The following is a 25,834-nucleotide window of genomic DNA, read 5'->3' as shown; positions in this document are numbered from 1 at the left end:
ATGAACACGACCATTGACGAATTCTTCAAACTTGCGGCACATGCGGAATTCATAGCTGAGAATGCCATGGACCAACCACTTGAGCCAGCTTTGGAGGTTGTGCTGAGCTTTGTGCAGAGCCATCTCGATCAACGTTTCGAGTTCGCAACTGCATTCCTCGACGTGCTCCGCGACCCGGAGAAAGGGCCGCCGGAGTTAGTCGAATATTGCATGCACGAGTTGAAATGGCCTGAGGTGCGTGAGGCTATTCAAGCTTGGTTAGATAGTGAACGTAGTGAACGGGTGCGCCACGTTCTTCGCAAGCAGTTGCTCGCATTTGACGAAAATTGGTATGACGCGAACTTCTATGATCGCTTCAAGCCGTAGAGAAAGCGCCCGCGCAAGCGGGCGTTGTTGCATCTGAGCTCAATGCGTCAGAAAAGCCTCTCCGCGACGCGCCGGCGCTCGTCGTCATTGAGGTGCATTACGCGGATTCCGTCGATTGCGCGACGCAGCCAGTCGTCGGCGATGACGCGATGTTCCTCGTTCGTGGTGGCCGTCGTCGAGGATGGTAATTGCCGAATTCGAGTACCGGCCGTCGCGCCGTCGTCGACCGTGTTTGCAGCGTAAATCTCGTGTTGGTCCAAAACGCACCACTCCTTGGAAATTGCACAGACATGACGCACGTACCAAACCGCGTGCGAAACGGCGCTCAGCCAAGCGTGGCGCGGGTTTGAGGCGCACCACATTCCCGAGCGGAGAAACGAACTGCGGCGGCTGCGGATCGCGCTGAGCCAATACGGACGGAGCTTTGCGGCATGGTGCAGATTGCACCACATCGAGCGCGCGCCGACGACCGTGTCACCTTGCTGTCGCGCATGTGCGCGGCGGCTAGTCGGGAAAAGGTAGCCATACTTGCTCGTTCACCTAAGACTTCGACACCTCCGACTCGAGCTATGTTTAAATCACCGGATTCGACAGGAGGCCACCATGTTCTCGGAGCAGCGCCCTACAGCGTTCATTCTTGCTGCGACCAACCACGGTCCGCTAATCGTCAATCGCAACGATTATGCGATGGTCGACGGACGACCTTGCTATGGCGTCGGTTTTAACCTGCTCGAAACGGGCTCGTTCGACGGATCGGAGGTTGAATTCTTACTGTCGCTCCTGCGCGTGCAGCGACAGAGGTTAGGCGACGGTGTTGTATTCCTCGATTGCGGGGCTAATATCGGCGTATTTTCAATAGAGGCCGGTCGCATGATGACGCATTGGGGGACAGTGCACGCCTTCGAGCCGCAAGACTTCATTTTTTATGCCCTTGCCGGCAACATTGCCCTAAACAATCTTTTTAATGTTCAGGCGCACGGAGTTGCGCTCGGCGCGGCAGATGAAGTCATCACGATCCCGAGTGTGAACTACTCTCAGCCGGGTTCGTACGGCAGCCTAGAGATCAAGGAGCCTGCGACGTCGATGTTGTCGATTGGGCAATCCGTCGATTACACACCGGAGACGGGACGACAGGTTCGTCAGATCACCCTCGATGGTTTGAATCTGAAGAGGGTCGACCTGCTGAAGATCGATGTTGAATCGATGGAGATCGATGTATTGATGGGAGCGCGCTTAATCATCAAGACATTTCGGCCATTGATCTGGGTGGAGACGCTCAAGACTGACGCGCAGCGCATCAAAGATCTGCTCGGTGAGTACGATTACCGCTTTTTCGACGCGGGCCTCAACATGCTTGCGGTACCAGCCGATGATAGCGAATTACTCAAACGTTTCTGGGTGAATGAGGAAAACGTTCTGTTTGTTACTGTGTGACGTTGGTTTCTCACTGTAGAGGAGCGGCGCAGTTGAGAGGGAAATCAGGCGTAGCGACGAAGTGACGTCCATGTTTTCGACTTAGGCGATATGAATGGACGATGGGCGCGCAAAATGGATATCCCTCGCGACATCCTCAAAGGGGCGGCCGAACGATTTATCGAGGAGCAACGCACGGAACTGCGCAAGGTCTGCACGCGCGCGAGGGCGGTTGCGATCTGCTCTACCGACTATTGCGTGGGCTTCATCGTCAACCTCCCGTTCCTGTTGGGAAAATTGCCTCCGAAACACTAACCTTCGTTTGTGTCCAGGATTTATGGAGCCGATCAGTCACGCGCTGTCGATAACCAGCAGTTGGATTTAACAATAATTTACTGGGATGTGTCGATCCGAGCGGGCTGCGGCATCTAGAATTCAAGGCGGGAACAACCGGCGAGCGCGTAGCGTCGTCGCAGACGAATTGGCAACTACAGAATAACCTGATGTCGAGGCTAGTTTTAGTTCGACTGCCGACCGGATCATGAGATGTCGTTTGATGACGAATTCAGTATCGTCGCCGCACAGGCGCGCGAAGCAGAAGCCGCTGGGCAGTTCGACAAAGCGGCGGATCTTCTTCAGGTTTTTTGCGAAAAGCATCCCCATGACGACAGAGTCCTCCTGTCCTGCGTCGATGTGCTACTGCGCGCGGGCCGTGCTGGAAAAGCGCTGGAGGTCTGCGACCGCGCGATCGCTGCGACGCCTAAATCGGCCATTCCGTGGCGTACCAAGGCGCTTGTTTGCTTCAATCACCTGAATGATCGTGCAGCCGCCATCGCAAGCCTGAAAGCAGGGGTGGCGGCATTTCCTTCGAACGCCGAGTTGCATCTGATGCTGGCCGACGCAAGTTTTCAAATGCTCGATTTCGATGCGTCCCGTGAACATGGTGCGAAGGCGGCTGAATTTGGCGATCCGGGGATCGTATTGAGGGCACGTCATCGATTTCTCGACGATCATGAAGGCGCAGTCCAGATCGCGCGCGCCATCCTCGAGCAGTACCCTGCAGATGTCGGCACGCTCGTGCAAGGCGGGATCTCGCTTTACCTGTTGGGGCGCCCGGAAGAGAGTCTCAGCTATCTGTATCGAGCCGCCGAACACGATCCGTACCGAGGCGATGTCCTCTTTCCGCTTGCGAATCTGCTTTTGTTGCTGGGCGACACGAAAGCAGGGTGGCGCCGCTATGAAATGCTCGCGGATATTGAGCCGCTGCGTAGCGGTCCCCCGGCAATGACCACCTATCACGATCGCTTATGGCGCGGGCAACCTCTCCAGGGCAAGCGCCTTCTGGTGGTCAGCCATCTCGGCCTCGGCGATTGCCTGATGTACGCACGTTACGCCCGGAACTTGAAGGCAGCGGGTGCCCATGTCACGCTCTGCGTCAAACCGGAACTGATGCAACTGCTGCGTGATCTCGAGGGCGTCGACGAGCTTTTGGGGGCCTGGCCTGTCGAGATTTGGGGCAACTACGATTACTGGATCTTCGAAAACTTGCTGCCCGCGAGACTGGGGGCGATAGATGGAGAGGTGCCGGTCTACCGTGACGGCTATATCAAGCTGAAAGATCGGGATGTCGCCAACGCCCTGGCCGACCGCCGTCGGGCATCGGGCCGTCTGCGCATCGGCTTGTGCTGGGACACGTCGCCCAATTATTTTGCGGGACGGGCGCGCAGCCTTGCACCGGAAGATCTCCGTCCATTGGCCGAAATTGAGAACGTCGACTGGTTCGTGCTGCAGAAACATCCGATCGAGCCGGATTTTGCGGCACGGAGCGGATTGTCGGTCCTCAACCTATCCGGTGAATGGAACGATCTTTACGACACGGCCGTATTTGCGACGTCCCTGGATCTAACCATCTCGATCTGCTCGGCGCCCGTGCATCTGGCGGGCGCCTTGGGTTTGCCTGCGTGGGTCATGCTTGGGGCGCCGGAGTGGCGTTGGGGCGCGAAAGGCGACGTAGGGCCTTGGTATCCGAATGTCCGTATTTTCCGTCAGGCGGCGCCCGGAAACTGGCGGAGCGTCACCGAGGCTGTTCGTGACGCACTGCGATCGGAGCGGGAAGTTTTGCGTCGCATGGAATGACGGCCAGCACGCCATCGTCGAGGCGGGACATCAAAAAGATTCACGCACAGCGATCACCCTATTGCGTCATCGCCAGCCAACGCATCCGCCATCTCTGTTACCGGTCTGCTCCAGTCGCCCAATCTTGCTTGCCGATATAGCTGCATGGACCTGTACCACGGCGTATCGCGATGGCTGTTGTACCAGCGCTCGTCGCATGCCGCCGACAGCAACACCCATACTGGCCGCCCAAGCGCCCCAGCGAGGTGAGCCGGGCCCGTATCCACCGTGATCAATAAATCGAGCTCATTGAGAATGACGGCCGTATCGCCGAGATCGCGCAGCTCGTGACCGAGGATGCCGATGCCGTGTTGATCCAGCAGCCTATGCTCGTCGTCGGTGATCTTGCCGAACTGTAGCGCATGAAAACGACATTCCGACGAACTGAACAACGGTGCGAACTGCTCCAGCGAGATAGATCGATACGGCTCATGCCGCACCGCAGTATTGCTGCGCCAGATCAAACCTATCTCGCGAACGCCATGGCGTCGATTGCGGAAAGTGGCACTCGCAAGGGGCGCCATTTCCCGTCCAGCCGGCGCTTGTACGTACGGCTCCCCCCAGCTCGGGAAGTACGGCGTTTTTTGATACCGGACAAAGAGATCGAAGGTGCAGATGATGCAATCGCTTTGATCGATTGCATCGCCGGCATTCTCGACCAGCGTGACCCAGTGATAGGTGGCGAGTACCGGAGCGAGTATGGCTGGCGCCTGCAATACGATACCCGCCGCACCTTCATCCCGTAACGCGTACAGGTACCGGGAGAACATGAGCACGTCGCCAAGGCCGCCCTCCTGGATGATGAGGACACGCTTCCCGGCGACAGATTCGTCGCATCGAAGCAGTTTGTTGACAATCCGCTGATACTCGCTGGTATGAGACGGATAAATATTTGAAACCACGCCGGCTCTCCCCCAAGCATCGCGCGAGCGCCGATTAAGCGTGTGAGCTTCGCGAAAACGGCCTTGAGCGTACTGCGAGATCAGGAGTTCAGCTGTCAAGGCTCGCCGATCAGGTTCGTGGTGAAGCACCGAGAGCGATTGACTCAATAGAGGTTCGGCCTGCGAGAAAAGACCGAGAAGGTTCATGTCGATACCGATCTGCGCGCGAAAAAACGGATCGTCAACGCTGTCCGCGAGTTCTTTCAACACCCGTATGGCTTCTTCCGCGTGACCGGAGAGTCTGAGCGCCCGACACAGCGCGAGTCCGGCGCTCGGGGATTTGTCGCGGAGATAGATCTCGTATGCGCTGTCGAGCACGGTGTAGTCGCTTGTCACTTTACCCCCGGTGAAGTGCGTTCGCTCAGTTTGACGAGCATTACTTGCGGCGTGCAAACGCGGCCATCAGGTCGTCCTTGAGGCTGTCATCTTCCAGGATGGCTTGCGCCACCCGGTTCGCAATCGACTGAAACGTCGGATCGTTGACCTGCTCGTCGCCGAATTGCCGGTGCAGCACATGCTCGACCGCGGCGCGCGTCAACTGGAACTCGTCGGTCACGCCCGCTGCGAGCAACTGGTCGATATGCGCCCGGAGCGTTTCGCCCAACGGGCGCGGGCCGCCTTTCGGTGTCGTACTGCCGGCCGACGTCGCGCCTGCGGCGCCCGGCCGCGCACGGGCCTTCTTGTCGAGCTCGCTGCGCAGTATCTCGGTGAGCTGGTCGAGCGTGGTGCGGGAAATCATGGCGATGGAAAAGCCTGTCAGCGGGGCGCGGAATACGCCGGATCGATTTCCAAAAGGACACCTGTCTTTTCGGATGGTGCGTGGCCGGCAGGCGCCGCACCGACGATCGACTCGACATGCTGTAGCACGTCAACAATATAGCGATTGATCAGCGGGTATTTCGTATTCGATGCGATGCCCGCACGCAGTTGCTCGCCGGCCAGCGCGAAGCGGTCGTCCACGAGATTCAGCAAGCCGGTTTTCAGCACGCGCAGCGTATCGTTAGCTGGCAGCGCGTCGAGCGGCCGCCATGCCTCGACTGCACGATCGACGTGACCGTGAGTCAAGTGGAGAAAGTCGAGCATGAAGCCCGCGATCGGGAAATCGGGCGTCAGTTGCTGCGATGCATCGAAATCGCTTCTTGCAGCCTCGTAGTGCTGCGATCCGGCATGAACCGCGCCACGCAGGAACCACAGGCGATAGTCGTCGGGCCAGCGCTCGAGTGCGTTGTTCAACGCGTGGAGCGCCGCCTCGTCGCTGGATCGCATGGCTTCCACCGGCACGGCCATCCGGATTCGCATCGTGTTCGGCGAGTGCGCGGAAATCGGCCAGTGCGGCTTCAAATCGACCTTCGGACATGGCCGACAGGCCCCTCGTATTGACGAGCGACGGCGAGAGCGGCTGAATCGCTTCGTAACGCGACAGCAATTCATTGCAGAGGTGAAACTGGCCGGCGTCGAATGCAGCCGCCGCGGTATCGGCAAGCAGGCTGAGATTACGCGAATCCTCATCCAGAAAACTCAAGAGACGATCGAGACGCGCTTGAAGAGATTGAGACGCCTGCAGATCGACGGCCATAAATCTGGAATCCTTTGGTATGGATGAATGAGGTACGAACGATTTGGGAGTGCAAGTTATTTATGACGAATGCACTTGAAATCGACCGATTTCGAATTTTCCGGAAACAATCCGCATGACGGGCAGTAAATGTCAGGCAGTGTAGCAAAGCGGTTCGACGATCGAGCGGGTTTTGTAGAAACGTGTTGAAACCGATGTAGCACCAAAGGCTCGGCTGTCGGTTGAGCGCGGAAGCAATTACGCACTAACTGCCGCTCGACCGCCTGCTCGTGCAGGCGGTCGGCCGGCCCCTTCTCGTCATTCACCCGAACGCCGCGTGACCACGACCGAATCGCTTTCCTCCGAAACGAAATCCCGCCACGCGACTGCCGGCGTCCGACGCGTTCATACACGCACGGTCAATTCACCCCGACCGCACTCCACGCGCGGGCGACCGTCGCGCTTTCGGCCGAGTTCGCGCCATACAGGTCGTTCGCGGCCTGGATCGACGCACGCCGCGCGTTCGGGTAGCTCGAGTTGGCGTTCAGGTACACGGTCAGCGTCCGGTACCAGATCTTGCCGGCCTTGTCGCGGCCCAGCCCGCTGAAGGTCGTGTCGCCGTTGCAGACCAGTTGCGTCCTCGACAGGCCGGTGTCGGTCGGCGGCACCGACGGGCCTTCCGACAGCAGGTAGAAGAAGCGGTTGCCGACCCCCGACGTGAAATGCGGATCGTGGCGCGGATTCGACCACGAGAAGCCGCCGGACGGGTAGCAGCTGAACGACCGGCCGTCGAGATCCTGCTTGTACATCTTGCGCAGGCCGCCACTCACCACGCGCGCGCCGATCACGTAGTTGCCGGGATCGTTCGGGTTGTTCGCGTAGAACTTCACGAGCGTGCCGAAAATGTCGGACGTCGATTCGTTCAGGCCGCCTGCATCACCCGAATAGTTCAGGTTGGCGGTGGCCTCGGTCACGCCGTGGCTCATCTCGTGCCCGGCGACGTCGACCGACACCACGGGTTTCGGCAGGCGCGTGCCCGGCTCGCCGTCGCCGTACGCCATCACGCGCGACGACAGCCATGCCGCGTTCGCGCCCGTCGTGCCGCTGCCGGTATTGAACACCACGTGCGCGTAGCTCTTCACACCGCGGCCGTCGTTGAAGATGCCGTTGCGGTTATGCGTGGTCTTGTAGTAGTCCCAAGTCAATGCGAGCCCGTAGTCGATGTCTGCCGCGACGGTCTGCCGGTCAGTGGTCGTGTTGTTGCCCCACACGTTCGTGCTGCTCGTGAAGATCGGCAGGTCGGTCGCTTGCTCGACCTCGTCCGAGCTGAGACCGCGACCATCGTAGACCGAGCCGCCGCCGCGGCTCGGATCGAGCGTCCGGTACGCGTTCGTGCCGGTCTGGTCCGTCGTGAGCGTCAGGTTGCCGTAGTACAGCGAGCGGCCGGTGCCGGTCGCGGCGGCGGTCTTGATCAGGTCCTGTGCATCGAGCAGGGTGCCGGTGCGAGCGTCGACGTAGTAGAGCACGGCGTCGCCGTGGGTCTCGGTCGCCTTGCCGTAGACGCGCACCGCATAGGCCAGCGTCGGCGTGACGTCGCGTGCGAACACGACGAGTTCCGCGTCGTCGACGCGGCGCACGTCGGAGTTGAAGCGCGCGGCCGCGATGTGCCTGGCGCGCGTCGCGCCTACGTCGGGTGCGTTGCGGATCACGGCGCGGTTTCCGACCTTGCCGATCGAGCCGGCGAGATTGATCGGCGCGAGCTGGGTCACGCTTGCCTGCTTCAATTGCCCCTTGCTCGAATGGACGACCACGTCGCCGCCGATCACGGGCAGGCCTGCATGGAAGCGGTCGAAGCGCACGTGCTCGGTGCCGTCGGGATCGACGATCACGTCGCGTACCTGGAACTGGTCGCCGTCGGTCGGTGCGCCTGCTTGTGGCCCCGCGAACTTCAACGTGCGTGCCGTGCCGCCGGCAGCCAGACTGAAGGCGGACGGGTTCTGCTGGATCAGTTGCAGTGCCTTGTCGACCGCGGCCGGCTGGTCGCCGGCCTGGGCAAAAGCGCTGAGACTCGCGAGGGTAATCGCGGTGATGGGCAGCAGTCGAGACAGTTTCTTCATGTAATTCCCCAGGTTATGAATGGGTTTGTTCGAGGAATGCATCAAGTGATGACTTTTAAACAAGACGTGTCGCGAACAGCAGAGGGATGCTAGAAGGTGATTTTTATAATTACAAGATATTTTCTGTTGGATTAATTTTTCATGTCGCCGCTGTTAATCAAGTCGGGGTTTGGTGAGGGATTTGAAATGATCGTGTCGGGTGGGGCAGCCGCGTCGGGAGCCGCACATCGAGGTGTGGGGGATTGGGCCGTGATGTACGTGCCGCGATGGGCGGGGCGCGGTGCGGGTCGAGTGGACGGGGAGCGAGTGACGTGTGATCGAGTTGACGGAATGACTGGAATTGGTTTCATTAAATATTGTTTTTTATTATTGTCATTTAATGTATGAGGGTGTCGTCAAGTTGCGTGCAGTTTTCCGTCGACTGATCTTGATTGGGGTAAGGGCGCTGAATTGTGACCCCGAACATTTTGATTTAAATCAGTACCGGCCAGCCTCACGGACCCTGCAGTGACTCCAGCAGCCCCGTTCGTTTCTGCCGAAGCAGCAGGTAACGCATGCATGCGGTGAATGCGAGCGCTCCAGCGCCCGGCGGCGAGTGCACTGCCTTCACATCTGTTTGAAGAGACCGGCGCTCGCGCGACTGACGGGCAGAACGTCGGAGCTGCCACGCAAATGGATGCGCAAGCGACCGAGCAGATCGCGCTCGATGTGATCGATCGCCGCATAGGCAACGATCACGCCGCGATGCACCTGTGCGAAACGCTCGGTATCGAGCCGTTGCAGCATTTCCTTGAGGGGCGTGCGGATCACGTGCCGGTCGCTCGCAGTCACGACCTCCGTGTATTTGTCGGCTGCCTGGAAATACAGCACCTCCTCGATCGAGACGAGCCGGGTCGTGTCGCGGAGGCCGACGGTCAACCATCGAATGGGCGCGGCATCCCGCTGCTCCTGCGCGCCGGCCAACTGCGCGGTGTCGGCCGGTGCAGGGCCGCCGCGCTGCAGCTTGACGATGCAGCGGAGGAGGCGATCATCGGTCACGGGTTTCAGCAAATAGTCGATCGCCGACTGGTCGAATGCCTGAACCGCGTACTCGTCGTAGGACGTTACGAATACGACATGCACGTGCGGCACGAGGCTCGCGATCTTCAGCCCATCGATACCGGGCATCCGGATGTCGAGGAAAGCGAAATCCGGGCGCTTTGCATTGAGCTCCGCGAGCGCGTCGACGCCGTTGCGCGGCATCCTGACGATCTCCAGTTCGGGCCACAGCGTACCGAGGCGCGCGGCAAGTTCGGCGGACAGGTTGGGTTCGTCGTCGGCGATCAGGGCTGTCGGCATGTCAGGCAATCGGAATCTGCAAGGTTGCGGTTACGCCCCGCATGGCTTCGGCATTCGTGCCGACCGACACGCGGCCGCGCTCGCCATGGAGACTGATAATTCGGGCTACGCGCGCACACAGCGCGGACAGGCAACGTTCGATATGACGCTGGCGCTCGGTCGGGCCGACGTGTACCCGGAAATGACCGTGAACGCGAAGGGTTTCAAACCGGATATCGATTCGACGCCGTGGCTCGTGAAACGTGTTGTCTCCCGGATCGACGGTAACGGCGGGTTCACGTCAATACTTGAAATGGAGATGCGCGACGATCCGACGACGGATCGGCACAGGACGCATTTCCGGAAGGGAGGAAAGTAGAAAAAGCCCGCACAAGCGCGGGCTTTATTGATGGGCTGACGTCAGATGTGAAGGATGCGTATCCCGACGAACCACAGTACCCATTGAGCGATCACCGCGCCGACAAGGTACGTGGCAATGATATGGGTCGGTCGCCGGCGAGCAAACACGAAAAATCCAAGCGCGGCGAACAGAATCGGCGGCCCGAACAAATAGACAAACAGATCGATTGTGGCGTGTGTCGTTGCAGCGCATGCATCGACGCCGCCGCCACACGTCCCGGCCGGTGGCGTACACCAATTTTTGATCACCGTGCATAGGCGAGAATCGACCGCGGACCAGGCGATCACGCTCACGAGCCCCGCAATCGCAAATCCGATCGTTCCCAATAGGCGCCGCATTATTTGATTTCCCAGAAAAGGATCTGCTTCGCATTCCGAAGGTCGGACCACCCGAACGATGTCCCGGGCGCGAACGACTGAAAACCGAGTGCCCGACTGAACGTCGCGACTGCATCGGGTGCGCTGCTCACCGTCAGGCGCGAACCGTTCCACAGGTCGATGTGCCCGCCGCTCGCGTTCGCCGTGGCTTCGCCGTCACGTGTCCAGTAGCGCGAGAACTGGATTATGCCGGTGCGCCCCTTCACCTTCGATTCCCAATCGGCGCCGGTGATGTTTTCGGCCTTCGGTAGCCCGGCGAAGGGCTGATGCTGCAACCATTCCCCGAGTTCATCCGCGCGCGTTGCCGTCGGCTTTCCGTCAAGGATTATTCGACCGATGGTCGGTGAGCCGGACATGGGCTTTACCGTTTCCTGCGAAAACGACTTCATGCCGACGCCGACCCGATGCAAGGTCACGCTCATGCGAATGGCACACTGGTTCGTGTAATCCGGATTGTCGTACGGGTTGCCGGAAGGGTAGGCGTCCCAAAGCTCTTTGAACGTGATCGCCTTCACGGGGATTTCTTTCTGCGAGCCTGCTTGCGTGTTCGTGTCGATCTTTGTTGGTTTCGTGTGCGGCATCGATCATTCCCCGTGGTGCTTGGCGAGCGCGTCGTCGCCCCAATGGACGGTATAGGCGCCCGGATCGTCTCCGGTGTAGATGCGCGGCAATGTTCCGCTCGCGTCCAGGCGCCCGAAATGGACGCGGCCGTCGGCCGTTTCGATGTAGTACGGCAAGCCTTCGACTTGATGCTCGGTTGCCTTCACCTGCTCATCGAACGCGCCTTTCTTGACCGCTGCAACGCCGCCCGTGGCGGTCAGGCTCGATACAACCTTGCCGTGCCCCTCAACCATGTCGTCGCACCACGCTTCGCCGCCGAGCGCTGCAATGATTTTTGGTGGCCGAGGGCATCCGCACAGCACGATGTCCTGATCGAGCGCTGATTCGCCTGCCATGCTCATGCGGTACGGCCCGCCAGACTTCGCGATAACGCCTGTCGCCTTGCAGACCGCGCAGAAGGCCGGGCCGCCGATCAACGACCTGATGCCCGCTCATGGTGATGGGTGGCCCGCCGTGCGGCAGGACGCTACCGCCGCTCGACAACGTGTCCCCGACGACTGCGATTTTTCGCAACATACGTGTGCTCTTCGAAATACGGCGTCGGCGCGGCGCCCGTCGGCCTCTCTCAGTTTTGTTTGGATGATTGCCCGGGATTCTATCAAGCCGAGCGGTTCGCGCCCGGTAGCAACGACGTGTAGAGGCGTCCGGCGCGGTCGGCCTCGTCCTTCGCCGCGCTCCACGTTGATCGACGTTTATGGGGGATGTAGGTAGGTGGCCCGATACCGGTCCAGAGGGGCCAGATCGCCACGAGCGCGGGAGATTCAGCGCGAGCGTGCGCCACTTGGCGAGCGCGGCTGTGAACGTGCCTTCGCGCTTGGCTCGGCGGATTTTGTCCGCGACGTTCCAGCCGCGAATGACTAGATTTTACATAATGCTGATTATCGACAAATTGGGGTCGAAATCGACAACCTCCATCTTCAGTATCACGTCGTGTGCAACGTAATGCTCCCGGCGTGGCGGCGGCCAGCCCGAGGACGGTTTCCAGCGGATCCGCGCGCAGCGTTAGAATAGCGCCCCTTCTCACAGGAGACGAAAATGTCCTGGTTCGTTTACGAAGTGCCCGAATACCACGAAGACGCTGCACGCATCGAGCCCTTGAGCGAGCTGCGCAGCCGTGTGCTGAAAGTCAACGGCCCGGCCATGGCCGACGAGCTGGAAAGCGTTCGCGAGAACGCCGCGGCGGCAGCGGACACGCCCGAGCGCCCGTTGCGTACGCCGGAAAATCCGCATGTTTTCCCGATTCCTTACGCCGATTCCATGATTCTGGTCGGCTTCATCTTCGATCTGAAGCGCGAATTCCGGCAACTGATCGTGTCGCCCGTGGAAATGCCGTGGCTGAAAGACGCGTAAAAGGCGGCCGGAACGGAAGTTAACGTTCGAGCGATCGTGATAAGCAGGACGACATAACACTGACGGAAAACGGCGGTTTGAAAAAGCCCGCCACGCGTGATGGTCGCGACACACCCGCGCCGTCTTCGCGTCGGACGCGCATCGTCGATCGGCCCGAGGAAGTCGCGGACGTCACACCGTCAGAAATTGCGCGCCAGGCCGACCATGAACATGTCCTGGTCCTTGTTGTTACCTGTTGCGACGCGATTGAAGCGCAAGCTCGCCGCCCAATCGTTCGTGACCTGATAGGTCACCAGCGCGCTGAGCAACGCATTGAGCCTCGTTTTGCGCGAGACCTCGTCCCGGTCATGCGACAGATACGGACCGACACCGGCCGAAAGCGTCCATTTGCTCTTGATCGGCGCGACGTACCAGAATTGCGCGGCCACGCCCCTTCGGCCCGCGACGCCATTGTTGCCTTCGTACACGAAGCTCGCCGAATAGGCCCACGCATTGCCGAACGGTCGTTTGACTTCGATCATGTAGCCCTTTTCGATCGGTACTTGGGGGCGGTTCGTCTGCGACGTCCCAGCCCAAACGCTCACCTGCGTCTTGCCGTCCGACAGCGCCGGGCCAGGATCACCGCCAAAATCCGAGCCGATGCCGAACAGCACCGCGTCGGAATTGAATCCGCTGAACATCTGGACGTGGTTGTACTGCAGCTTGAGGAAGAAGCGATTGGGCACGAGGTAATACCGCACCGCTGCCGACGCACGCACGCCCCAGCGCTTTTCATTGCGCGCCTGATTGTCGACATGCGTGGTGTCCATGCTGAAATACGGCCCGGCCGACAGTTCGAGCGCCACGCGACCGCCGACCGGCCAACGAAACGAGCCCAGCGCGGCGAAGCCGTCACGGTGGTGATCCAGCGGATGCCCCTCGTTCAGATACGCGAGGTAGACCGACAGGTAGTCGTTCAGGACGTCGCCGAAGCCGACTTCGTAGGCGCGCCAATGCATGTCGCCCCCCTCGGTCGCGCGTCCGTCGCCATACACCGCATAGGCGTTGATCGTTCTTTCCGATGGTTTGAAGTCGATCGGCAAGCTCGACGCACTGTCCTCGGCATGCGCGTTGCCCGGGCCAGCAAGCATGGCCAGACCGGCGATCGAACTCGTGAGGATGACGCGCGAATAGATGCGACGGTACGGTCCCATTTGCCCTCCCTCGCCTTGATAACCGCGACTTCCCGGACAAGCTGATGGCGATTATAGGAGGCCGCGAGGGATGGAGCCAGCCCGCGCTCTTCCGCTGCGGTACGCGTCACGGCGCGGCGATCAACGCCTGGACCAGATTGGCGGCCATCGGGCGCCCGAGGCCGGTTACGTAGTCGTATCCGGTTGTCGCAGTGCAAAGCGCGCCGCATGCGCCGTTCGAACCGCTGACGATGTCGCGGAAGTTCGCCGCGTAGGCGCTGGCGGCGAGCCCGTACAGCACGGTCTGGAGCGCGCTCACCGCATTCAGCGTCGTCTTGCCGTGCGCGATGCGCAAGCTGTTCGCGATCGCGATCAACGCGGACCATTGCGGTGCGCCCGCGCTCGTGCCGCCGACCACGAACCACCCGCCCTGCCCCGCATAGCCGTACGAATCGTAGACCGCGAAGCCGGATGCCGGATCTGCGTCATAGGCGACGTCGGGCAGCCCGCGCAAGCCGAGGCTATCCGACGGAATCCGGAAGTTCGACTGATACGTCGGCTCCGTCTCGACGGCGCTCTGTCCGCCGCCACTGCCGGCCCATGCCGTTTCGCCGGCATAGGCGCCGCTCGCATCGGTCGCGATCGACGTGCCGCCGACGCTCAGCACGTACGGCGACGCGGCCGGGTAGTCGATCCCGTTGCCGCCGTCGCCGGATGCTGCGACGAACGACACGCCGTTCGCGCTGGCGAACTGCCCGTCGAATTGCGTTTCGGCCAGGAACTCCCCGGTCCCCCAACTGATCGACACGACCTTCGCACCGACCCCGCCCGGGGCCGGACTCGTCGCGAGCGCGATCGCGCTCATCAGGTCATCGAGCGAGCTCGATGCGGCTTCGACCAGCACGATCCGCGCATTCGGTGCGATCGCGTGCGCCCACTGCACGTCGAGCGAACTCTCGAGCGCCCACAGTGCGTCGGGCGGCGGCGGACGCTTGTCGGCGGTGGCGTACACCTTCGTGAAGCAGCGCGGCGACGCGCACGGCGGCAGGCCGAACGTGCGGCTGAACGTTCGCAGATCCGCCTCGACGTTCGGGTTGTCGTACGCATCGACGATCGCGACGACCTGATCGTCGCCACCGTAGCCGCGCGCCGGCAATTGATCGAACCCGTAGAAACGGCGGATCTGCTGCGGTGACAGGCCGGCCGGATTCCGTTTCGCGGCGCCGTGCAGATGGAGCGGCGGCCGTGCAAACCCGCGCGGCGCGCGCGGTGAGGACTGGGCGAACGACACGCCGCACAAGAGCGCGATGCTCGCCGAAACGACCAGCATCCGCAGCGCACGCGCAAACGAAGCTCGCTTCATGATGTTCCCCGTTGATCAAGGCGCCGGCGCGCGTCAATGCGCCTTCGTGCTCGTGAACGACAGCGACTTGCCCGTGCCCGCGATGACCAGCCAGTTGACCGGATCGGTGCTCACGATCGTTGCGCTTCCGCTTTTCACGCTCGGCATCTGATACGTGCTCTTCGGCAGCAGCCAGGTCATGTCCTGCAGGCTGCTCGGGTGCGTCGCGCTGAACGTCCAGCCGGTGCCGGTGTCGGTCGCCGTCCAGTTCACGAGCAGACGGCGCCGGTCGAACTGCGTGAGCTGATCCATCGTGAACCACTTGAACTGGCCGGTCTTCGCGAGCGACGCGGCACGGCTCAGGATTGTCGTGACGACGTTCGGATACCACGACGCGCCGAGCGGATGCATGTAGATCAGCCGGCTCGTGCGGTTCGCGACGACGAAATCCATCAGCGACAGATACCAGTTCTGCACGTCCGCGGTCGGTACCGCGAACTCCTGGAACTCCTCGAACGTCGCGTACTTGCCGAACGGCATCACCGGAAACGCCCAGATGCCGGGATTCAGCAGCGAACCGTTGCGATACGCACGCGTTTGCGCATTGCCGGTATGGCCGGTGAAGTAGTAGCCGGAGTAACCGTTCGATTCGAGCCAGTTCACCGCCCACGTCGGCGTATTGCCTTCCGGCGCCGCCCATTCGATGTCCGGCTTGCCCGTCACCGACTGCACCGCATTGCGGTTCAGCACCAGGTACTGCGTGAACGTGCCCGCGTTCGTTTCGCTGGCGTTCGCCCCCCAGTAGTCGTGCGCCCAGCCGCCGTGGCTGCCGACGTTGTGACCGCGCTTGAGCAGGAACGCGACCAGTTGCTTCGCCTGCGTGTTGTTCGTCAGGTTGATGCCGAGACCATCGCCGATCGTCACGTCGTCAGGGCCGGCCGTCATCACGATCGAATACGGGCCGCTGTTCCAGATACCGTAATTCTTCAGGTACTGCGCCGGCTGGATCTGGTCCTCCGCGCAGAAGTGCCAGTTCAGGACCATCCCGGCCTGGGCACGCGGCTGCAGCGACAGGCGCGGCATCGACAGGACGTTCGTCGTGAAGTAACGCAGGAAGCCGTGGATCGGCATGCTGTCGGTTTGTCCGTCGAGATACGCAAGTGGCAGGTTGACGAACATCACGCCGCCGTTTCCATACGCCTGATAGCCGGCGACGAGCCCGAAGTTCGGCGACGTCAGCAGCGTCGTGCCGGTATACGTGCCTTGCGTGACGTAGCTCGGATAGGTGAGGAAACCGTAGACGTAGCCGGAGATTCCTTCGAGCACGTCGGTCGTCGCGGCAGGCGACGTGCTCGCGAACGACGTCGCGCCACTCATCGACATCGATGTCGATGCCGACGACGGCCTCGTCGAGCTCGGCCAGTACGATCCGGAGCCGACCCTTGCGCCGGTCGACACGCGCCCGAGATTCACCGGCACGCCGGTCATGCGTCCGTTCACCGTCTTGTACGTGAAGTACGCCTGATGGTTGTAACCGGCAAGCCCGCCGGGGTTCGACGTGCTCGGCTGCAGGTAGAGCGGCGGATTCGTCGTCGAGCCGGTCGACGTACTCGACAGGGTGGTGGCCGACGCGGTCGCGGCCGCCGTCGTGCCCGGCCATGTCATCGACTTTCCGGGCGGAATCTGCAGCGCGCGCAACGTGCTGCCCATCCCGGTCACGCTGCCGAGGCCGATCATGTTCCCGCCGAGCGTATCGTAGAGCACGTAGTTGACGCCGGCCATCGAGCTGAAGCGCGATTGCCCGGCCGGATAGAAGCCTGCCGCGTTCAGTACGCCGAAATCATAGACGAGCATCACGCGCCCACCGTTCAACGCGTAGGTCTGGATGGCGCTCACGAGCGTATCGTCGGCGACCGTATGCACCTGGTCGGGCAGGATGAGGCCCTGGTACTGCTGCAGCGACGTGCCGCCCTGCTTGAATTGCGTGTCGCTGATCAGCGCGATCTGCAGCCCCTCTTCCGCCGCCGAATCGAGCCACGCGGACACCCGCGGGTCCGGCAGCGTGAAGTTGTCCGGCAGCAGCAACAGCAACTGGTTCGACAGTGCGCTCGCCCGCCCGGGTGCCAGCGTCATCAGGCAAACGGAGAAGACGATCAGCACGGCTCGTAGGGTCCGGATTGACTTGGCCAACATTTTTATCTCCCCGTAGAAGGTGGGACGACCGCCGATGCTCGACGCGTCACGGCCCGAGCGTCCCGCTCATCGTCGACGGGCGGTCTGCGTCGGTCGGGTGGCGCCGTCGACTGGCGGCGAAGCGCGAACGTGCCGTGTTGTCGGACACCCCGCGACGCATGCGCGTCGAATGGTCGGACGATCACGGGTGCTCGGCGGCTATCGTTCCCACTACGACCGGTGAAGCGAACAACGTGCCAGTCTCGCAACCGCGCCGTAGGGCCGGCCATGGGCAAGGTCGAGCATCCGGGACGCGAAAATCGAGCGCAAAACGTTGCAGCGTCGATACGGCGCATGTCGCGCGTAATGGAGCGAAGCCGGCGGCCGCGGGCAAGATGGACGATGTGACGCTATTTGGCGCTGTGTCGGCCGGGGCTCGCGCTCGCTGCCGGCCGCGTCGGGCATCGGCAAGCACGCCGGGCATCAACGGAAAATGATTCTGCCGTGCAACACCGGCGTGGCCCGCGCCTTGCTCGCCTGAACGGTGCGCAACATTCCAGGTTGCGATCAGGAGAGCGAGATGACACGTCAACAGCAACAGACAGGCAAGCAAACCGGCGACGCGAAGCCCGCGGAGAAGCCCGACGACGGGCAGCGGACCTTCGAAACCGATATTTCCGAAACCGGCGACGACGGCACCACGGTGCGCCAGGCGGAGGTTCACGAGGACGACCTGTCCGAGACGAAACCTCCGTCCGATCCGGCTCGCTGAGTGTCCGGAAGCGGCGCGGCCAGCGGGATCACCGCGCCGCGCCATCGCTGCCGCGCGAACGACGCAATACGCCGGCTACCGGCGGAATCATGCAAAATGCTCCGCATCTGAAATCCGAGTGGCGGAGCGTGACCCCGTGGGCATCAATTTCGATTTGACGGACTTGCAGGCGTTTCGCGCGGTCGTGGAAACGGGCAGTTTCCGAAAGGCCGCCGATGCGATCAGCCTGTCCCAGCCCGCATTGAGCCGCCGGATCGACAAGCTCGAGGACGCGCTCGGCGTGCGGCTCTTCGAGCGCACCACGCGCCGCGTGACCCTCACCACCGTCGGCCGCGTGTTCGCCCAGAGCGCCGAACAACTGCTCGACGATCTCGACGCCGCGCTGCTCGGCATCCGCGACGTGTCATCGAGCCGCCTCGGCCATGTGACGATCGCCTGCGTGCCGTCGGTCGCCTACTACTTCCTGCCGCCCATCATCGCCCGCTATCATCAGCGTTTTCCGCGCATCCGCGTGAAACTGCTCGACGCCAGCGCGAACGAGGTGCTCGGCGCGGTGATCAGCGGCGAGGCGGATTTCGGCGTGAGCTTCATCGGCAGCCAGGAGGCGGAGATCGAGTTCAAGGTGTTGCTCCAGGAACGGTTCGTCGCCGCCTGCCGCCGCGACCATCCGCTCGCGCGCAAGAAGCGCGTGACCTGGAACGAACTCTACGCGCACGATTACGTATCGGTGGACAAGACGTCCGGTAACCGCCTGCTGCTCGACCAGGCGCTGGCGGCCGTCGCGCCGCGCACGCCGAGCGTCTGCGAGACGCGCCACGTCACGACCCTGCTCGGGCTGATCGAGGCGGGGCTCGGCGTCGCCGCGGTGCCGTCGATGGCGATGCCGGGGCACGACCACCCTGTCATCACCAGCGTGCCGCTCGTCGAACCGGTCGTCAAACGGCGCGTGGGCATCGTCAAGCGGCGCGGGCGCGCGCTGACGCCCGCCGCCGAGGCATTTCACCGGATGGTCGTCGACGCGAAGCGCGGCAGCCCCGCCGACAGCGGTACATCGGCATGACGGCGCCGGAACGGAAACGAAGGACGACCGCATCGTGAGGCGGGCCCGGCTGCTCAAATCGCTGTACGTGCAGGTCCTGCTCGCGATGATGCTCGGCATGGGCATCGGCCACGTGTGGCCGGCGGCGGGCGCGATGCTCAAGCCGCTCAGCGACGCGTTCGTCGCGCTGGTGAAGATGACCATCGCGCCGATCGTCTTCTGCACGATCGTGTCGGGCATCACGTCGCTGTCGAACGGGCAGGCCATCGGCCGCACGATCGTGCGGGCGCTCGCGCTCTTCTATCTATTGACCGCCGCCGCGCTCGCGCTCGGGCTCGTCACCGCGTACGTGCTGCAACCGGGCGCCGGCATGCACATCGATGTCCATCACCTCGATGCGAACCTCCTCGCCCCGTATGTGAAGCATGCGGCGCCGCCCGGGCTCGTGGCGTTCGCGCTCGGCGTGATCCCGGACACGATGCTCGGCGCGTTCGCGAACGGCGAAGTGTTGCCGGTGTTGCTGCTGTCGCTGTTGTTCGGCTTCTCGCTGAACGCGCACCCGCGGGCCGGCCGGCCCGTTCTCGCGCTGATCGACGGCTTCGCCGAGGTCGTCTTTCGCGTGCTCGCGATGATCATGCGGCTCGCGCCGCTCGGCGCATTCGGTGCGATGGCCTTCACGGTGGGCCGCTTCGGCATCGGCTCGGTCGGCTCGCTGGCGAAGCTGATGATGGTCTTCTACGTGGCCTGCGTGCTGTTCGTCGCGGGCGTGCTCGCACCGCTCGCGCGACTGCACGGCTTCGCGCTGTGGCGGCTGTTGCGCTACCTGCGCGAAGAGTTGCTCATCGTCCTCGCGACCTCGTCCACGGAGCCGGTCCTGCCGCGCCTGATCGTCAAGCTGGAAGCGCTCGGCTGCGACAAGGGCGTCGTCGGCCTCGTGCTGCCGGCCGGCTATTCGTTCAATCTGGACGGTACCGCGATCTACCTGACGCTCGCGGCGTTGTTCATCGCGCAGGCGTGCGACATTCCCCTTTCCGCGTCGCAGATCGCGACGATGCTCGCGATCATGCTCCTCACGTCGAAGGGGGCGGCCGGCGTGTCCGGCAGCGGGCTCGTCGCGCTGGTCGCGACGCTCGCCGTGATGCCCGACCTGCCGGTCGCCGGCGTGGCGCTGCTGGTCGGGATCGACCGCTTCATGTCGGAGGCGCGCGCGCTGACCAGCGTGATCAGCAATGCGTGCGCGGTGATTTTCGTGTCGTCGTGGGAAGGGGCGTGCGATCGTGCGCGGCTTGTGCGGACGCTCGCGATGGCCGGGCCGGCCTCGCCGAACGGAGTCGAGGAAGACGGTATCGCGGCCCATGCGGGCGGGGACGGGAAGGCACGCTGACCCAAGCCTTCCCGTCTCTCCGGCTCAATGAGCCGAAACCGAATCGAGCCCGGTCGATTTCACGTCGCCCTGCACGTCGGGCGATGCGAGATAGTCGAGCAACGCCTTCGCTTCCTGCGGATGCTGCGCGCCGACCGGGATGCCGGCGGCGAAGCGCGTGACGGATTGCAGCGATTCGGGAATCTTGCCGACGAAGGACGCCCCCTTGACGGGCAGCAGCTCGCTGACCTGCTGGAAGCCGATTTCGTAGTCGCCGTTCGCGACCACCGACGCCACCGGAATCCGCGGGATCATCTTCGCCTTCGACTTCACCTGCTCGTCGATGCCGAGCTTCTTGAACAGTTCGCGCTCGATATACACGCCGCTCGCGCTGTCCGAATAGGCGATCGACTTCGCGTGCAGCAGCACCTGCTTGAGGCCTTCGGCCGTGCTGATGTCGGGCTTGGCCGCGCCGTCGCGCACGACCATGCCGATGCGCGAGTCGGCCAGATCGACGCGGGACCCCGGGATCACCTTGCCCTGCTTGATCAGATCGTCCAGCGCGTAGCCGACCATGATGACGGCGTCGGCGGGCTCGCCGCGCGCGAGCCGGTTCGGAATCGCTTCGGGCGACTTGCCCATCGACGGACCCAGCGCGGTGTCGAGCGTATTGCCGGTCGTCGACGCGAACCGGGGGCCGAGCACCTTGTAGGCGGCGGTGAAGCCGCCCGAGCTCATCACGTGCAGCTCGGCGGCCTGGACGTTGGCCGCCACCGCCGCGGTGGCGACGAGCGCGGTCGCGCAGCATTTCAGGAGCAGATTTCTCATGGTTGGTCGTGGTCGTACGAATGCGTGGGTGGGATGAACGTTCCGGCCGGGCCGGACATCAATGCGCCGGCGTCAACGTCGCGGCGTGCCGGCGATAGAGCGCGAACGTCGCCAGCAGCGCGCACACCGCGGCGAAGCTCATCCAGTAGCCCGGTGCGGCCTTGTCGCCGGTCATGTGAATGAGCCCGGTCGAGATGGCCGGCGTGAAGCCCCCGAACACGGCCGTCGCGAGGCTGTAGGCGAGCGAGAAGCCCGCGACCCGCACCTGCACCGGCATCACCTCCGTGAGCGCGACGACCATCGCACCGTTGTAGATGCCGTACATGAACGAGAGCCAGAGCAGCACGAGCAGCATGTGGGCGAACGACGGCGCGTGCGCAAGGAACGACAGCGCCGGGTAGGCGGTCGCGACGGTGAGCATCGTCATGCCGACCAGCAGCGGCCGGCGGCCGATCCGGTCGGACAGCGCGCCGCCGATCGGCAGCCACACGAAGTTCGACACGCCGACGCAGAGCGTCACGAGCAGGCTGTCGGCGGTGCTCAGGTGCAGCACCGTCTTGCCGAAGGTCGGCGCGTAGACGGTGATCAGATAGAAGCTCGTGGTGGTCATCGCGACCAGCATCATGCCGGCGACCACGACGCCCCAGTTCTGGACCAGCGTACCGAACACTTCCTTCATGCCCGGACGATGCTTGCGTGCCTTGAATTCCTGGGTTTCCTCCAGGTTGCGGCGCAGCATGAAGATGAACGGCACGATCATGCAGCCGACGAAGAACGGCACGCGCCATCCCCAGGCGGCGATCTGCGATGCGCTCAGCCACTGATTGAGCGCGAAACCGAGGGCCGCCGCGATGACGATCGCCACCTGCTGGCTCGCCGATTGCCAGCTCGTGAAGAAGCCCTTGCGGCCAGGCGTCGCCAGCTCGGCCAGATAGACCGAGACGCCGCCCAGTTCGGCGCCTGCGGAGAAGCCCTGCAGCAGCCGGCCGATCAGCACGAGCACGGGCGCCAGCAGCCCGATCGTCGCGTAGCCCGGCACGAACGCGATCAGGATGGTGCCGCTCGCCATGATGGACAGCGTGACGATCAGGCCCTTGCGGCGGCCGACCTCGTCGATGTACGCGCCGAGCACGATCGCGCCCAGCGGCCGCATCAGGAAGCCGGCGCCGAACACGGCGAAGGTCATCATCAACGACGCGAACTCGCTTTGCGCGGGGAAGAAGACGTTGGCGATCTGCGTGGCGTAGAAGCCGAACAGGAAGAAGTCGAACTGCTCGAGAAAATTGCCGGCCGTGACGCGAAAGATCGCGGCGGCCTTCGAGCGTTCGGCCGGAAGGCTGGACGAGGGATGCATCGAGGGTGTCTCCTGAAAATCCTGGAATACGCGGGAGGGACTGGTCTGATTGTCGTTTTCCGGCATGTTGGCGCGGTATCGCTCAAACGATAAGTGCGATTTTTGGAACGATTGATGCAGTGTCGTTATCAGTTGGCAAATGCTGCGCAGGTCCGGACGGCACTCGGGCATCTCGCTGCGAGGCCGCATACGTTTGCGTCGCCGTGCGATGCCGCCATCGTCGGCGGGCCATCACGCGGGCCTCGATTTTTTGTTAACCGTGCCGTTAACGAGAATTTGACCGGCGCCGGCGCCATTGCAGCCGGCGTCCCAAACGAGCGCGAGCATGCCCGCATTCACTTCGATCGAGAAAATCGCCGACTGGGCCGGACGCAACCCGCTCGTCGTCGGTGCGTTGGGCACGCTGATGTCGCTCGCGGCGCTCGGGATCAGCGCGGTGACGCTGTGGGCCGCGCGCAGCGAGGTCGTCGAGCACGCGCACGAGACGTCGCGCAACGTTGCGGCCGTGCTGGCGAGCCAGATCTCGAGGACGGTCGAAACGTCGAACAACGCGCTGATCGCGCTGACCGTCGATCTCGGCAAGCCGTCCGTACAGCGCATGGACGCCGGATTGCGGCACGACCTGCTGTTCGAGCGCACCGCGGCGCAGTACGTGACCGGCATGGGCGTGACCGACCGGCACGGCCGGTTGATCGACGGCTGCTGCAGCGCGACCCATCGCTGGGACTTCAGCGATCGCGATTACTTCAAGGTCCATCGCGATGCGGACAATCTCGGTCTCTACGTCTCCCAGCCCTATCGCGCGCGCTCGCGCGGCGACAAGGAGTCCATCGCGCTGTCGCGGCGCATCGAGCGGCCGGATCACGGGTTCGACGGGATCGCGGTCGTCGCCATCGATCTCGCCTATTTCGAGCAGCTTCTGTCCCGCCTCGATGTCGGGCCGAACGGGGTCAGCGCGATCGTGCGCGCGGACGGCACGATCCTCGCGAGAAACCCGTCGTTGAACGACGGCCAGATGAGCCGCCTGCGTCGTTCGACATCCTTCAAGCGGATGGTGAACAGCGAATCGGGCTTCTATCCCGCGCGATCGAGCATCGACGGCACCATGCGGTTGTATACCTACCAGCGGATACCGGGCACCCCGCTGATCGCGGTCGTCGCGCCGGCCGAAAGCGACGTGCTGGCCGGCATCCGGCGCCTGTCGTGGACGGTCGGCGTGTCGGCATCCGTGATCGGCGCATCGTTCTGCGCGGTGGTCTGGCTGCTGGCCTTCGCATTGCGGGACAACTTCCGCAAGCAGACGCTGCTGACCGACCTCACCCGCACCGATCCGCTGACCGGGCTGCACAATCGCCGCGCGCTCGATACCGCGCTGGCCGACGAATGGGAACGGCTGCAGCGCGGCAGCGGCGGCAGCCTCTCGGTGCTGTTCATCGACGCCGATCACTTCAAGCAGTACAACGACCGGCACGGGCACGCGCTGGGCGACACGGCGCTGCGCTTTCTCGCCGAATGCATCCGCGCGCATACGCGGCGGCGCGGCGACCTCGCCGCGCGCTACGGCGGCGAGGAGTTCGTCGCGGTGTTGCCGGATACCGATGAAAACGGGGCCGCGCGGGTCGCCGACGCGATTCGCCGCGAAGTCGAACGCAACCGGCTCGACGGGTTTGCGGAAACGGTTCCGCCCTTCACCGTCAGCATCGGCTGCGCGACCAGCCGGCGCGCACGGCATGTGTCGGTGCATGCGCTGACGCACGACGCGGACATGGCGCTCTACCGAGCGAAGCGCGAAGGAAGGAATCGTGTGTGTCGCGCGCAGGCGGAGCCGGTCGCGCAGCCGGCGTGAAGCGGGGAAAAGGCATCGGCGCGTGGCGTTCGCCCGGCGGTGCGCCGCGACCAGACGACGCCCGACAGACCAGCCGTCAACCGGTCCTCCCCCCGCCCCGACGCATCACGACGAGCGCATGAAGTAATGCTGCGCCAGCTCGACCCAGTACCGGACCCCGGCCGGAATGATGTCGTCGTTGAAGTCGTATTTCGGATGATGCAGCGACGGTGCCGTCGCGCCGTCCTGCGCATTGCCGATCAGCACGTACGCGCCCGGCCGCTCCTCCAGCATGAAGCCGAAGTCTTCGGACGTCATGTTCGGCGGCACGTCGCGGGACAGGCGTTCGTCGCCGAACGTCGCGCGAATCACCGCTTCGCACAGCGCCGTCTCGGCCGGCGTATTGACCGTCGCCGGATAGTATTGAAAAAACTCGACGTCGACCTGCGCACCATACGCATGCGCCAACCCCTCGCACGCAAGCCGGACGTCGCGCTGCAACTGCTGCTGCAATGCCGACGACAACGTGCGAATCGTGCCGCGCAGCTCGGCGGTGTCGGGAATCACGTTGTCGGTCGTGCCCGCATGGAACATGCAGACGGAAATGACCGCCGGATCCACCGGGTCCTTGTGCCGCGCGGCGATGGTCTGGCACTGCAGCACCATCGAGCACGCGAGCGGCACGGGATCGATGCCCAGATGCGGCTGCGCCGCGTGCGCGCCCTTGCCCGTGACCGTGATCCTGAAGCGCGAGCCGGCAGCCATGATCGGGCCGGTACGCAATCCGAAATGCCCGGCCGGCAACCCGGGCCAGTTGTGCATGCCGAATACCGCTTCCGTCGGGTATCGCTCGAACAGCCCGTCGTCGATCATCCTGCGCGCGCCCGCGCCGCCCTCTTCGCCCGGCTGAAACACGAAATGGACGGTGCCGGGCAACTGCGGCATTGCCTTCAGCACGCGCGCGGCGCCGAGCAACATCACGGTATGACCGTCATGGCCGCACGCGTGCATGATTCCGTGCGTGCACGATGCATGCGCGAAGTCGTTGGCTTCGTGGATCGGCAATGCGTCCAGATCGGCGCGCAGCACGATGCCGCGGCCCGGGTCCGCGCCGGGCAGGCTCGCCACCACGCCCGTGCCGCCGAGCCCGCGCGACACCGCATAGCCGAGCGCCTCCAGCTCGCGGGCGACGACGTCGGCGGTCCGGTGTTCTTCGAATCGCAACTCGGGATGCGCATGCAGGTCGCGGCGCAGCTTTGCCCAGTGCGCGTGATGCGCGTGCAGCGACGGGACGGGAGTGACGGGGTTGTCCAA

The 25,834-nt window shown here is 63.2% G+C and carries 24 protein-coding genes and 3 pseudogenes; 11 read left to right on the top strand and 16 right to left on the bottom strand.

The features are described 5' to 3' along the window. Window positions 1-366, top strand: a complete 366-nt coding sequence (locus tag H0X90_RS02390; protein ID WP_077189025.1) for a hypothetical protein — start codon at window positions 1-3, stop codon at window positions 364-366. 47 nt (window positions 367-413) lie between these two features. Here H0X90_RS02390 and H0X90_RS02385 read toward each other — a convergent pair whose 3' ends face one another. Further along, entirely contained in the window at window positions 414-626 is a 213-nt protein-coding gene (locus H0X90_RS02385; RefSeq protein WP_034203560.1) for a hypothetical protein, read from the bottom strand. A 343-nt stretch (window positions 627-969) separates the two neighbouring features. Here H0X90_RS02385 and H0X90_RS02380 point away from each other — a divergent pair, with 343 nt between their 5' ends. The 3 genes from H0X90_RS02380 to H0X90_RS02370 all read left to right on the top strand — a co-directional run bounded on the left by H0X90_RS02380 (window position 970) and on the right by H0X90_RS02370 (window position 3,915). Beyond that, window positions 970-1,800, top strand: a complete 831-nt coding sequence (locus tag H0X90_RS02380; RefSeq protein ID WP_034203559.1) for an FkbM family methyltransferase — start codon at window positions 970-972, stop codon at window positions 1,798-1,800. A 114-nt stretch (window positions 1,801-1,914) separates the two neighbouring features. Continuing rightward, window positions 1,915-2,094, top strand: coding sequence for a hypothetical protein (locus tag H0X90_RS02375; protein ID WP_034203558.1), 180 nt, complete (start codon window positions 1,915-1,917; stop codon window positions 2,092-2,094). A gap of 231 nt (window positions 2,095-2,325) precedes the next feature. After that, the gene (locus H0X90_RS02370; protein ID WP_077189024.1) at window positions 2,326-3,915 is read left to right on the top strand and encodes a tetratricopeptide repeat protein; all 1,590 of its coding nucleotides are present in this window, start codon (window positions 2,326-2,328) and stop codon (window positions 3,913-3,915) included. Window positions 3,916-3,968: 53 nt separating this feature from the next. Here the strand turns inward: H0X90_RS02370 and H0X90_RS36155 are convergent, their stop codons facing one another. From H0X90_RS36155 to H0X90_RS02355, 3 genes are read right to left on the bottom strand one after another with little or no spacing between them, the layout of a single operon-like run. Continuing rightward, window positions 3,969-5,231, bottom strand: coding sequence for a glycosyltransferase family 9 protein (locus tag H0X90_RS36155; protein WP_077189023.1), 1,263 nt, complete (start codon window positions 5,229-5,231; stop codon window positions 3,969-3,971). Window positions 5,232-5,271: 40 nt separating this feature from the next. Next, a complete protein-coding gene (locus H0X90_RS02360; RefSeq protein WP_060264581.1) occupies window positions 5,272-5,634 on the bottom strand; it encodes a hypothetical protein in 363 nt (120 codons plus the stop codon). A gap of 17 nt (window positions 5,635-5,651) precedes the next feature. Then, the gene (locus H0X90_RS02355; RefSeq protein ID WP_049006594.1) at window positions 5,652-6,182 is read right to left on the bottom strand and encodes a hypothetical protein; all 531 of its coding nucleotides are present in this window, start codon (window positions 6,180-6,182) and stop codon (window positions 5,652-5,654) included. On the opposite strand from H0X90_RS02355, the gene H0X90_RS02350 reads away from it, so the two are divergent. Further along, window positions 6,160-6,498, top strand: a complete 339-nt coding sequence (locus H0X90_RS02350) for a hypothetical protein (RefSeq protein ID WP_034203555.1) — start codon at window positions 6,160-6,162, stop codon at window positions 6,496-6,498. The two genes, H0X90_RS02355 and H0X90_RS02350, sit on opposite strands and share 23 nt — an antisense overlap. Window positions 6,499-6,869: 371 nt before the next feature. On the opposite strand, the gene H0X90_RS02345 is transcribed toward H0X90_RS02350, so the two are convergent. The 3 genes and pseudogenes from H0X90_RS02345 to H0X90_RS35670 form a co-directional block, all read right to left on the bottom strand. After that, window positions 6,870-8,567, bottom strand: a complete 1,698-nt coding sequence (locus H0X90_RS02345; protein WP_077189022.1) for a M4 family metallopeptidase — start codon at window positions 8,565-8,567, stop codon at window positions 6,870-6,872. Window positions 8,568-9,173: 606 nt separating this feature from the next. After that, a complete protein-coding gene (locus tag H0X90_RS02340) occupies window positions 9,174-9,905 on the bottom strand; it encodes a LytTR family DNA-binding domain-containing protein (protein ID WP_077189021.1) in 732 nt (243 codons plus the stop codon). 1 nt (window position 9,906) lies between these two features. Continuing rightward, window positions 9,907-10,014, bottom strand: a pseudogene (locus H0X90_RS35670) (histidine kinase); the annotation flags it as partial. Between H0X90_RS35670 and H0X90_RS02335 the strand changes: the two are divergent. Continuing rightward, a pseudogene (locus H0X90_RS02335) lies at window positions 10,012-10,263 on the top strand (phage late control D family protein); the annotation flags it as partial. The pseudogenes H0X90_RS35670 and H0X90_RS02335 sit on opposite strands and share 3 nt — an antisense overlap. Window positions 10,264-10,304: 41 nt before the next feature. Here the strand turns inward: H0X90_RS02335 and H0X90_RS02330 are convergent. From H0X90_RS02330 to H0X90_RS02320, 3 genes and pseudogenes are all read right to left on the bottom strand, one after another. Continuing rightward, on the bottom strand, window positions 10,305-10,598 hold the full coding sequence (locus H0X90_RS02330) for a hypothetical protein (protein ID WP_227739740.1): 294 nt from the start codon (window positions 10,596-10,598) through the stop codon (window positions 10,305-10,307). A gap of 44 nt (window positions 10,599-10,642) precedes the next feature. Continuing rightward, window positions 10,643-11,263, bottom strand: coding sequence for a type VI secretion system amidase effector protein Tae4 (locus H0X90_RS02325; RefSeq protein ID WP_077189018.1), 621 nt, complete (start codon window positions 11,261-11,263; stop codon window positions 10,643-10,645). 3 nt (window positions 11,264-11,266) lie between these two features. Continuing rightward, window positions 11,267-11,819: pseudogene (locus H0X90_RS02320) on the bottom strand (PAAR domain-containing protein). Between the two features lie 519 nt (window positions 11,820-12,338). Here H0X90_RS02320 and H0X90_RS02315 point away from each other — a divergent pair. Beyond that, entirely contained in the window at window positions 12,339-12,653 is a 315-nt protein-coding gene (locus H0X90_RS02315) for a hypothetical protein (RefSeq protein WP_006481895.1), read from the top strand. 179 nt (window positions 12,654-12,832) lie between these two features. Here H0X90_RS02315 and H0X90_RS02310 read toward each other — a convergent pair whose 3' ends face one another. The 3 genes from H0X90_RS02310 to H0X90_RS02300 all read right to left on the bottom strand — a co-directional run bounded on the left by H0X90_RS02310 (window position 12,833) and on the right by H0X90_RS02300 (window position 17,360). After that, on the bottom strand, window positions 12,833-13,846 hold the full coding sequence (locus tag H0X90_RS02310) for a hypothetical protein (protein WP_060263493.1): 1,014 nt from the start codon (window positions 13,844-13,846) through the stop codon (window positions 12,833-12,835). Between the two features lie 106 nt (window positions 13,847-13,952). Further along, window positions 13,953-15,188: a S53 family peptidase gene (locus H0X90_RS02305; RefSeq protein ID WP_006498174.1), complete on the bottom strand. Its 1,236-nt coding sequence runs from the start codon at window positions 15,186-15,188 to the stop codon at window positions 13,953-13,955. Window positions 15,189-15,221: 33 nt separating this feature from the next. Next, on the bottom strand, window positions 15,222-17,360 hold the full coding sequence (locus H0X90_RS02300) for a polysaccharide deacetylase family protein (protein WP_077189017.1): 2,139 nt from the start codon (window positions 17,358-17,360) through the stop codon (window positions 15,222-15,224). Between the two features lie 559 nt (window positions 17,361-17,919). Between H0X90_RS02300 and H0X90_RS02295 the strand changes: the two genes are divergently transcribed. The 3 genes from H0X90_RS02295 (at window position 17,920) to dctA (ending at window position 20,534) form a co-directional block, all read left to right on the top strand. Continuing rightward, a complete protein-coding gene (locus tag H0X90_RS02295) occupies window positions 17,920-18,111 on the top strand; it encodes a hypothetical protein (RefSeq protein WP_059722993.1) in 192 nt (63 codons plus the stop codon). Between the two features lie 136 nt (window positions 18,112-18,247). After that, window positions 18,248-19,171 (top strand): LysR family transcriptional regulator, encoded by a 924-nt coding sequence (locus tag H0X90_RS02290; protein WP_006498172.1) that lies wholly within the window; start codon window positions 18,248-18,250, stop codon window positions 19,169-19,171. Window positions 19,172-19,205: 34 nt separating this feature from the next. Then, window positions 19,206-20,534 carry a C4-dicarboxylate transporter DctA gene (dctA, locus tag H0X90_RS02285; protein ID WP_077189016.1) on the top strand — a complete coding sequence of 443 codons (1,329 nt, stop codon included), beginning with the start codon at window positions 19,206-19,208 and terminating at the stop codon, window positions 20,532-20,534. Between the two features lie 24 nt (window positions 20,535-20,558). Here dctA and H0X90_RS02280 read toward each other — a convergent pair whose 3' ends face one another. Beyond that, complete coding sequence (locus tag H0X90_RS02280) at window positions 20,559-21,341, bottom strand: substrate-binding domain-containing protein (RefSeq protein ID WP_062886025.1); 783 nt, start codon at window positions 21,339-21,341, stop codon at window positions 20,559-20,561. Window positions 21,342-21,399: 58 nt separating this feature from the next. Continuing rightward, window positions 21,400-22,695 (bottom strand): MFS transporter, encoded by a 1,296-nt coding sequence (locus H0X90_RS02275; protein ID WP_006481900.1) that lies wholly within the window; start codon window positions 22,693-22,695, stop codon window positions 21,400-21,402. Between the two features lie 325 nt (window positions 22,696-23,020). On the opposite strand from H0X90_RS02275, the gene H0X90_RS02270 reads away from it, so the two are divergent. Further along, entirely contained in the window at window positions 23,021-24,541 is a 1,521-nt protein-coding gene (locus tag H0X90_RS02270) for a diguanylate cyclase (protein WP_006498170.1), read from the top strand. Window positions 24,542-24,646: 105 nt separating this feature from the next. Here the strand turns inward: H0X90_RS02270 and H0X90_RS02265 are convergent, their stop codons facing one another. Next, entirely contained in the window at window positions 24,647-25,834 is a 1,188-nt protein-coding gene (locus H0X90_RS02265) for a M20 aminoacylase family protein (RefSeq protein ID WP_006481894.1), read from the bottom strand.

The organism is Burkholderia sp. 9775_39, assembly GCF_015712225.1.
Lineage (GTDB): Bacteria > Pseudomonadota > Gammaproteobacteria > Burkholderiales > Burkholderiaceae > Burkholderia > Burkholderia cenocepacia.
This window is presented reverse-complemented; position numbering and strand designations above follow the sequence as displayed.

What these genes read in the sequence shown, in the direction of transcription:
- H0X90_RS02390 (WP_077189025.1), top strand. Translation starts at nt 1, where the DNA reads ATGAACACGACCATTGACGAATTCTTCAAACTTGCGGCACATGCGGAA.
- H0X90_RS02380 (WP_034203559.1), top strand. Translation starts at nt 970, where the DNA reads ATGTTCTCGGAGCAGCGCCCTACAGCGTTCATTCTTGCTGCGACCAAC.
- H0X90_RS02375 (WP_034203558.1), top strand. Translation starts at nt 1,915, where the DNA reads ATGGATATCCCTCGCGACATCCTCAAAGGGGCGGCCGAACGATTTATC.
- H0X90_RS02370 (WP_077189024.1), top strand. Translation starts at nt 2,326, where the DNA reads ATGTCGTTTGATGACGAATTCAGTATCGTCGCCGCACAGGCGCGCGAA.
- H0X90_RS02360 (WP_060264581.1), bottom strand. Translation starts at nt 5,634, where the DNA reads ATGATTTCCCGCACCACGCTCGACCAGCTCACCGAGATACTGCGCAGC.
- H0X90_RS02350 (WP_034203555.1), top strand. Translation starts at nt 6,160, where the DNA reads ATGGCTTCCACCGGCACGGCCATCCGGATTCGCATCGTGTTCGGCGAG.
- H0X90_RS02355 (WP_049006594.1), bottom strand. Translation starts at nt 6,182, where the DNA reads ATGGCCGTGCCGGTGGAAGCCATGCGATCCAGCGACGAGGCGGCGCTC.
- H0X90_RS02345 (WP_077189022.1), bottom strand. Translation starts at nt 8,567, where the DNA reads ATGAAGAAACTGTCTCGACTGCTGCCCATCACCGCGATTACCCTCGCG.
- H0X90_RS02340 (WP_077189021.1), bottom strand. Translation starts at nt 9,905, where the DNA reads ATGCCGACAGCCCTGATCGCCGACGACGAACCCAACCTGTCCGCCGAA.
- H0X90_RS02325 (WP_077189018.1), bottom strand. Translation starts at nt 11,263, where the DNA reads ATGCCGCACACGAAACCAACAAAGATCGACACGAACACGCAAGCAGGC.
- H0X90_RS02315 (WP_006481895.1), top strand. Translation starts at nt 12,339, where the DNA reads ATGTCCTGGTTCGTTTACGAAGTGCCCGAATACCACGAAGACGCTGCA.
- H0X90_RS02310 (WP_060263493.1), bottom strand. Translation starts at nt 13,846, where the DNA reads ATGGGACCGTACCGTCGCATCTATTCGCGCGTCATCCTCACGAGTTCG.
- H0X90_RS02305 (WP_006498174.1), bottom strand. Translation starts at nt 15,188, where the DNA reads ATGAAGCGAGCTTCGTTTGCGCGTGCGCTGCGGATGCTGGTCGTTTCG.
- H0X90_RS02300 (WP_077189017.1), bottom strand. Translation starts at nt 17,360, where the DNA reads ATGTTGGCCAAGTCAATCCGGACCCTACGAGCCGTGCTGATCGTCTTC.
- H0X90_RS02295 (WP_059722993.1), top strand. Translation starts at nt 17,920, where the DNA reads ATGACACGTCAACAGCAACAGACAGGCAAGCAAACCGGCGACGCGAAG.
- H0X90_RS02280 (WP_062886025.1), bottom strand. Translation starts at nt 21,341, where the DNA reads ATGAGAAATCTGCTCCTGAAATGCTGCGCGACCGCGCTCGTCGCCACC.
- H0X90_RS02275 (WP_006481900.1), bottom strand. Translation starts at nt 22,695, where the DNA reads ATGCATCCCTCGTCCAGCCTTCCGGCCGAACGCTCGAAGGCCGCCGCG.
- H0X90_RS02270 (WP_006498170.1), top strand. Translation starts at nt 23,021, where the DNA reads ATGCCCGCATTCACTTCGATCGAGAAAATCGCCGACTGGGCCGGACGC.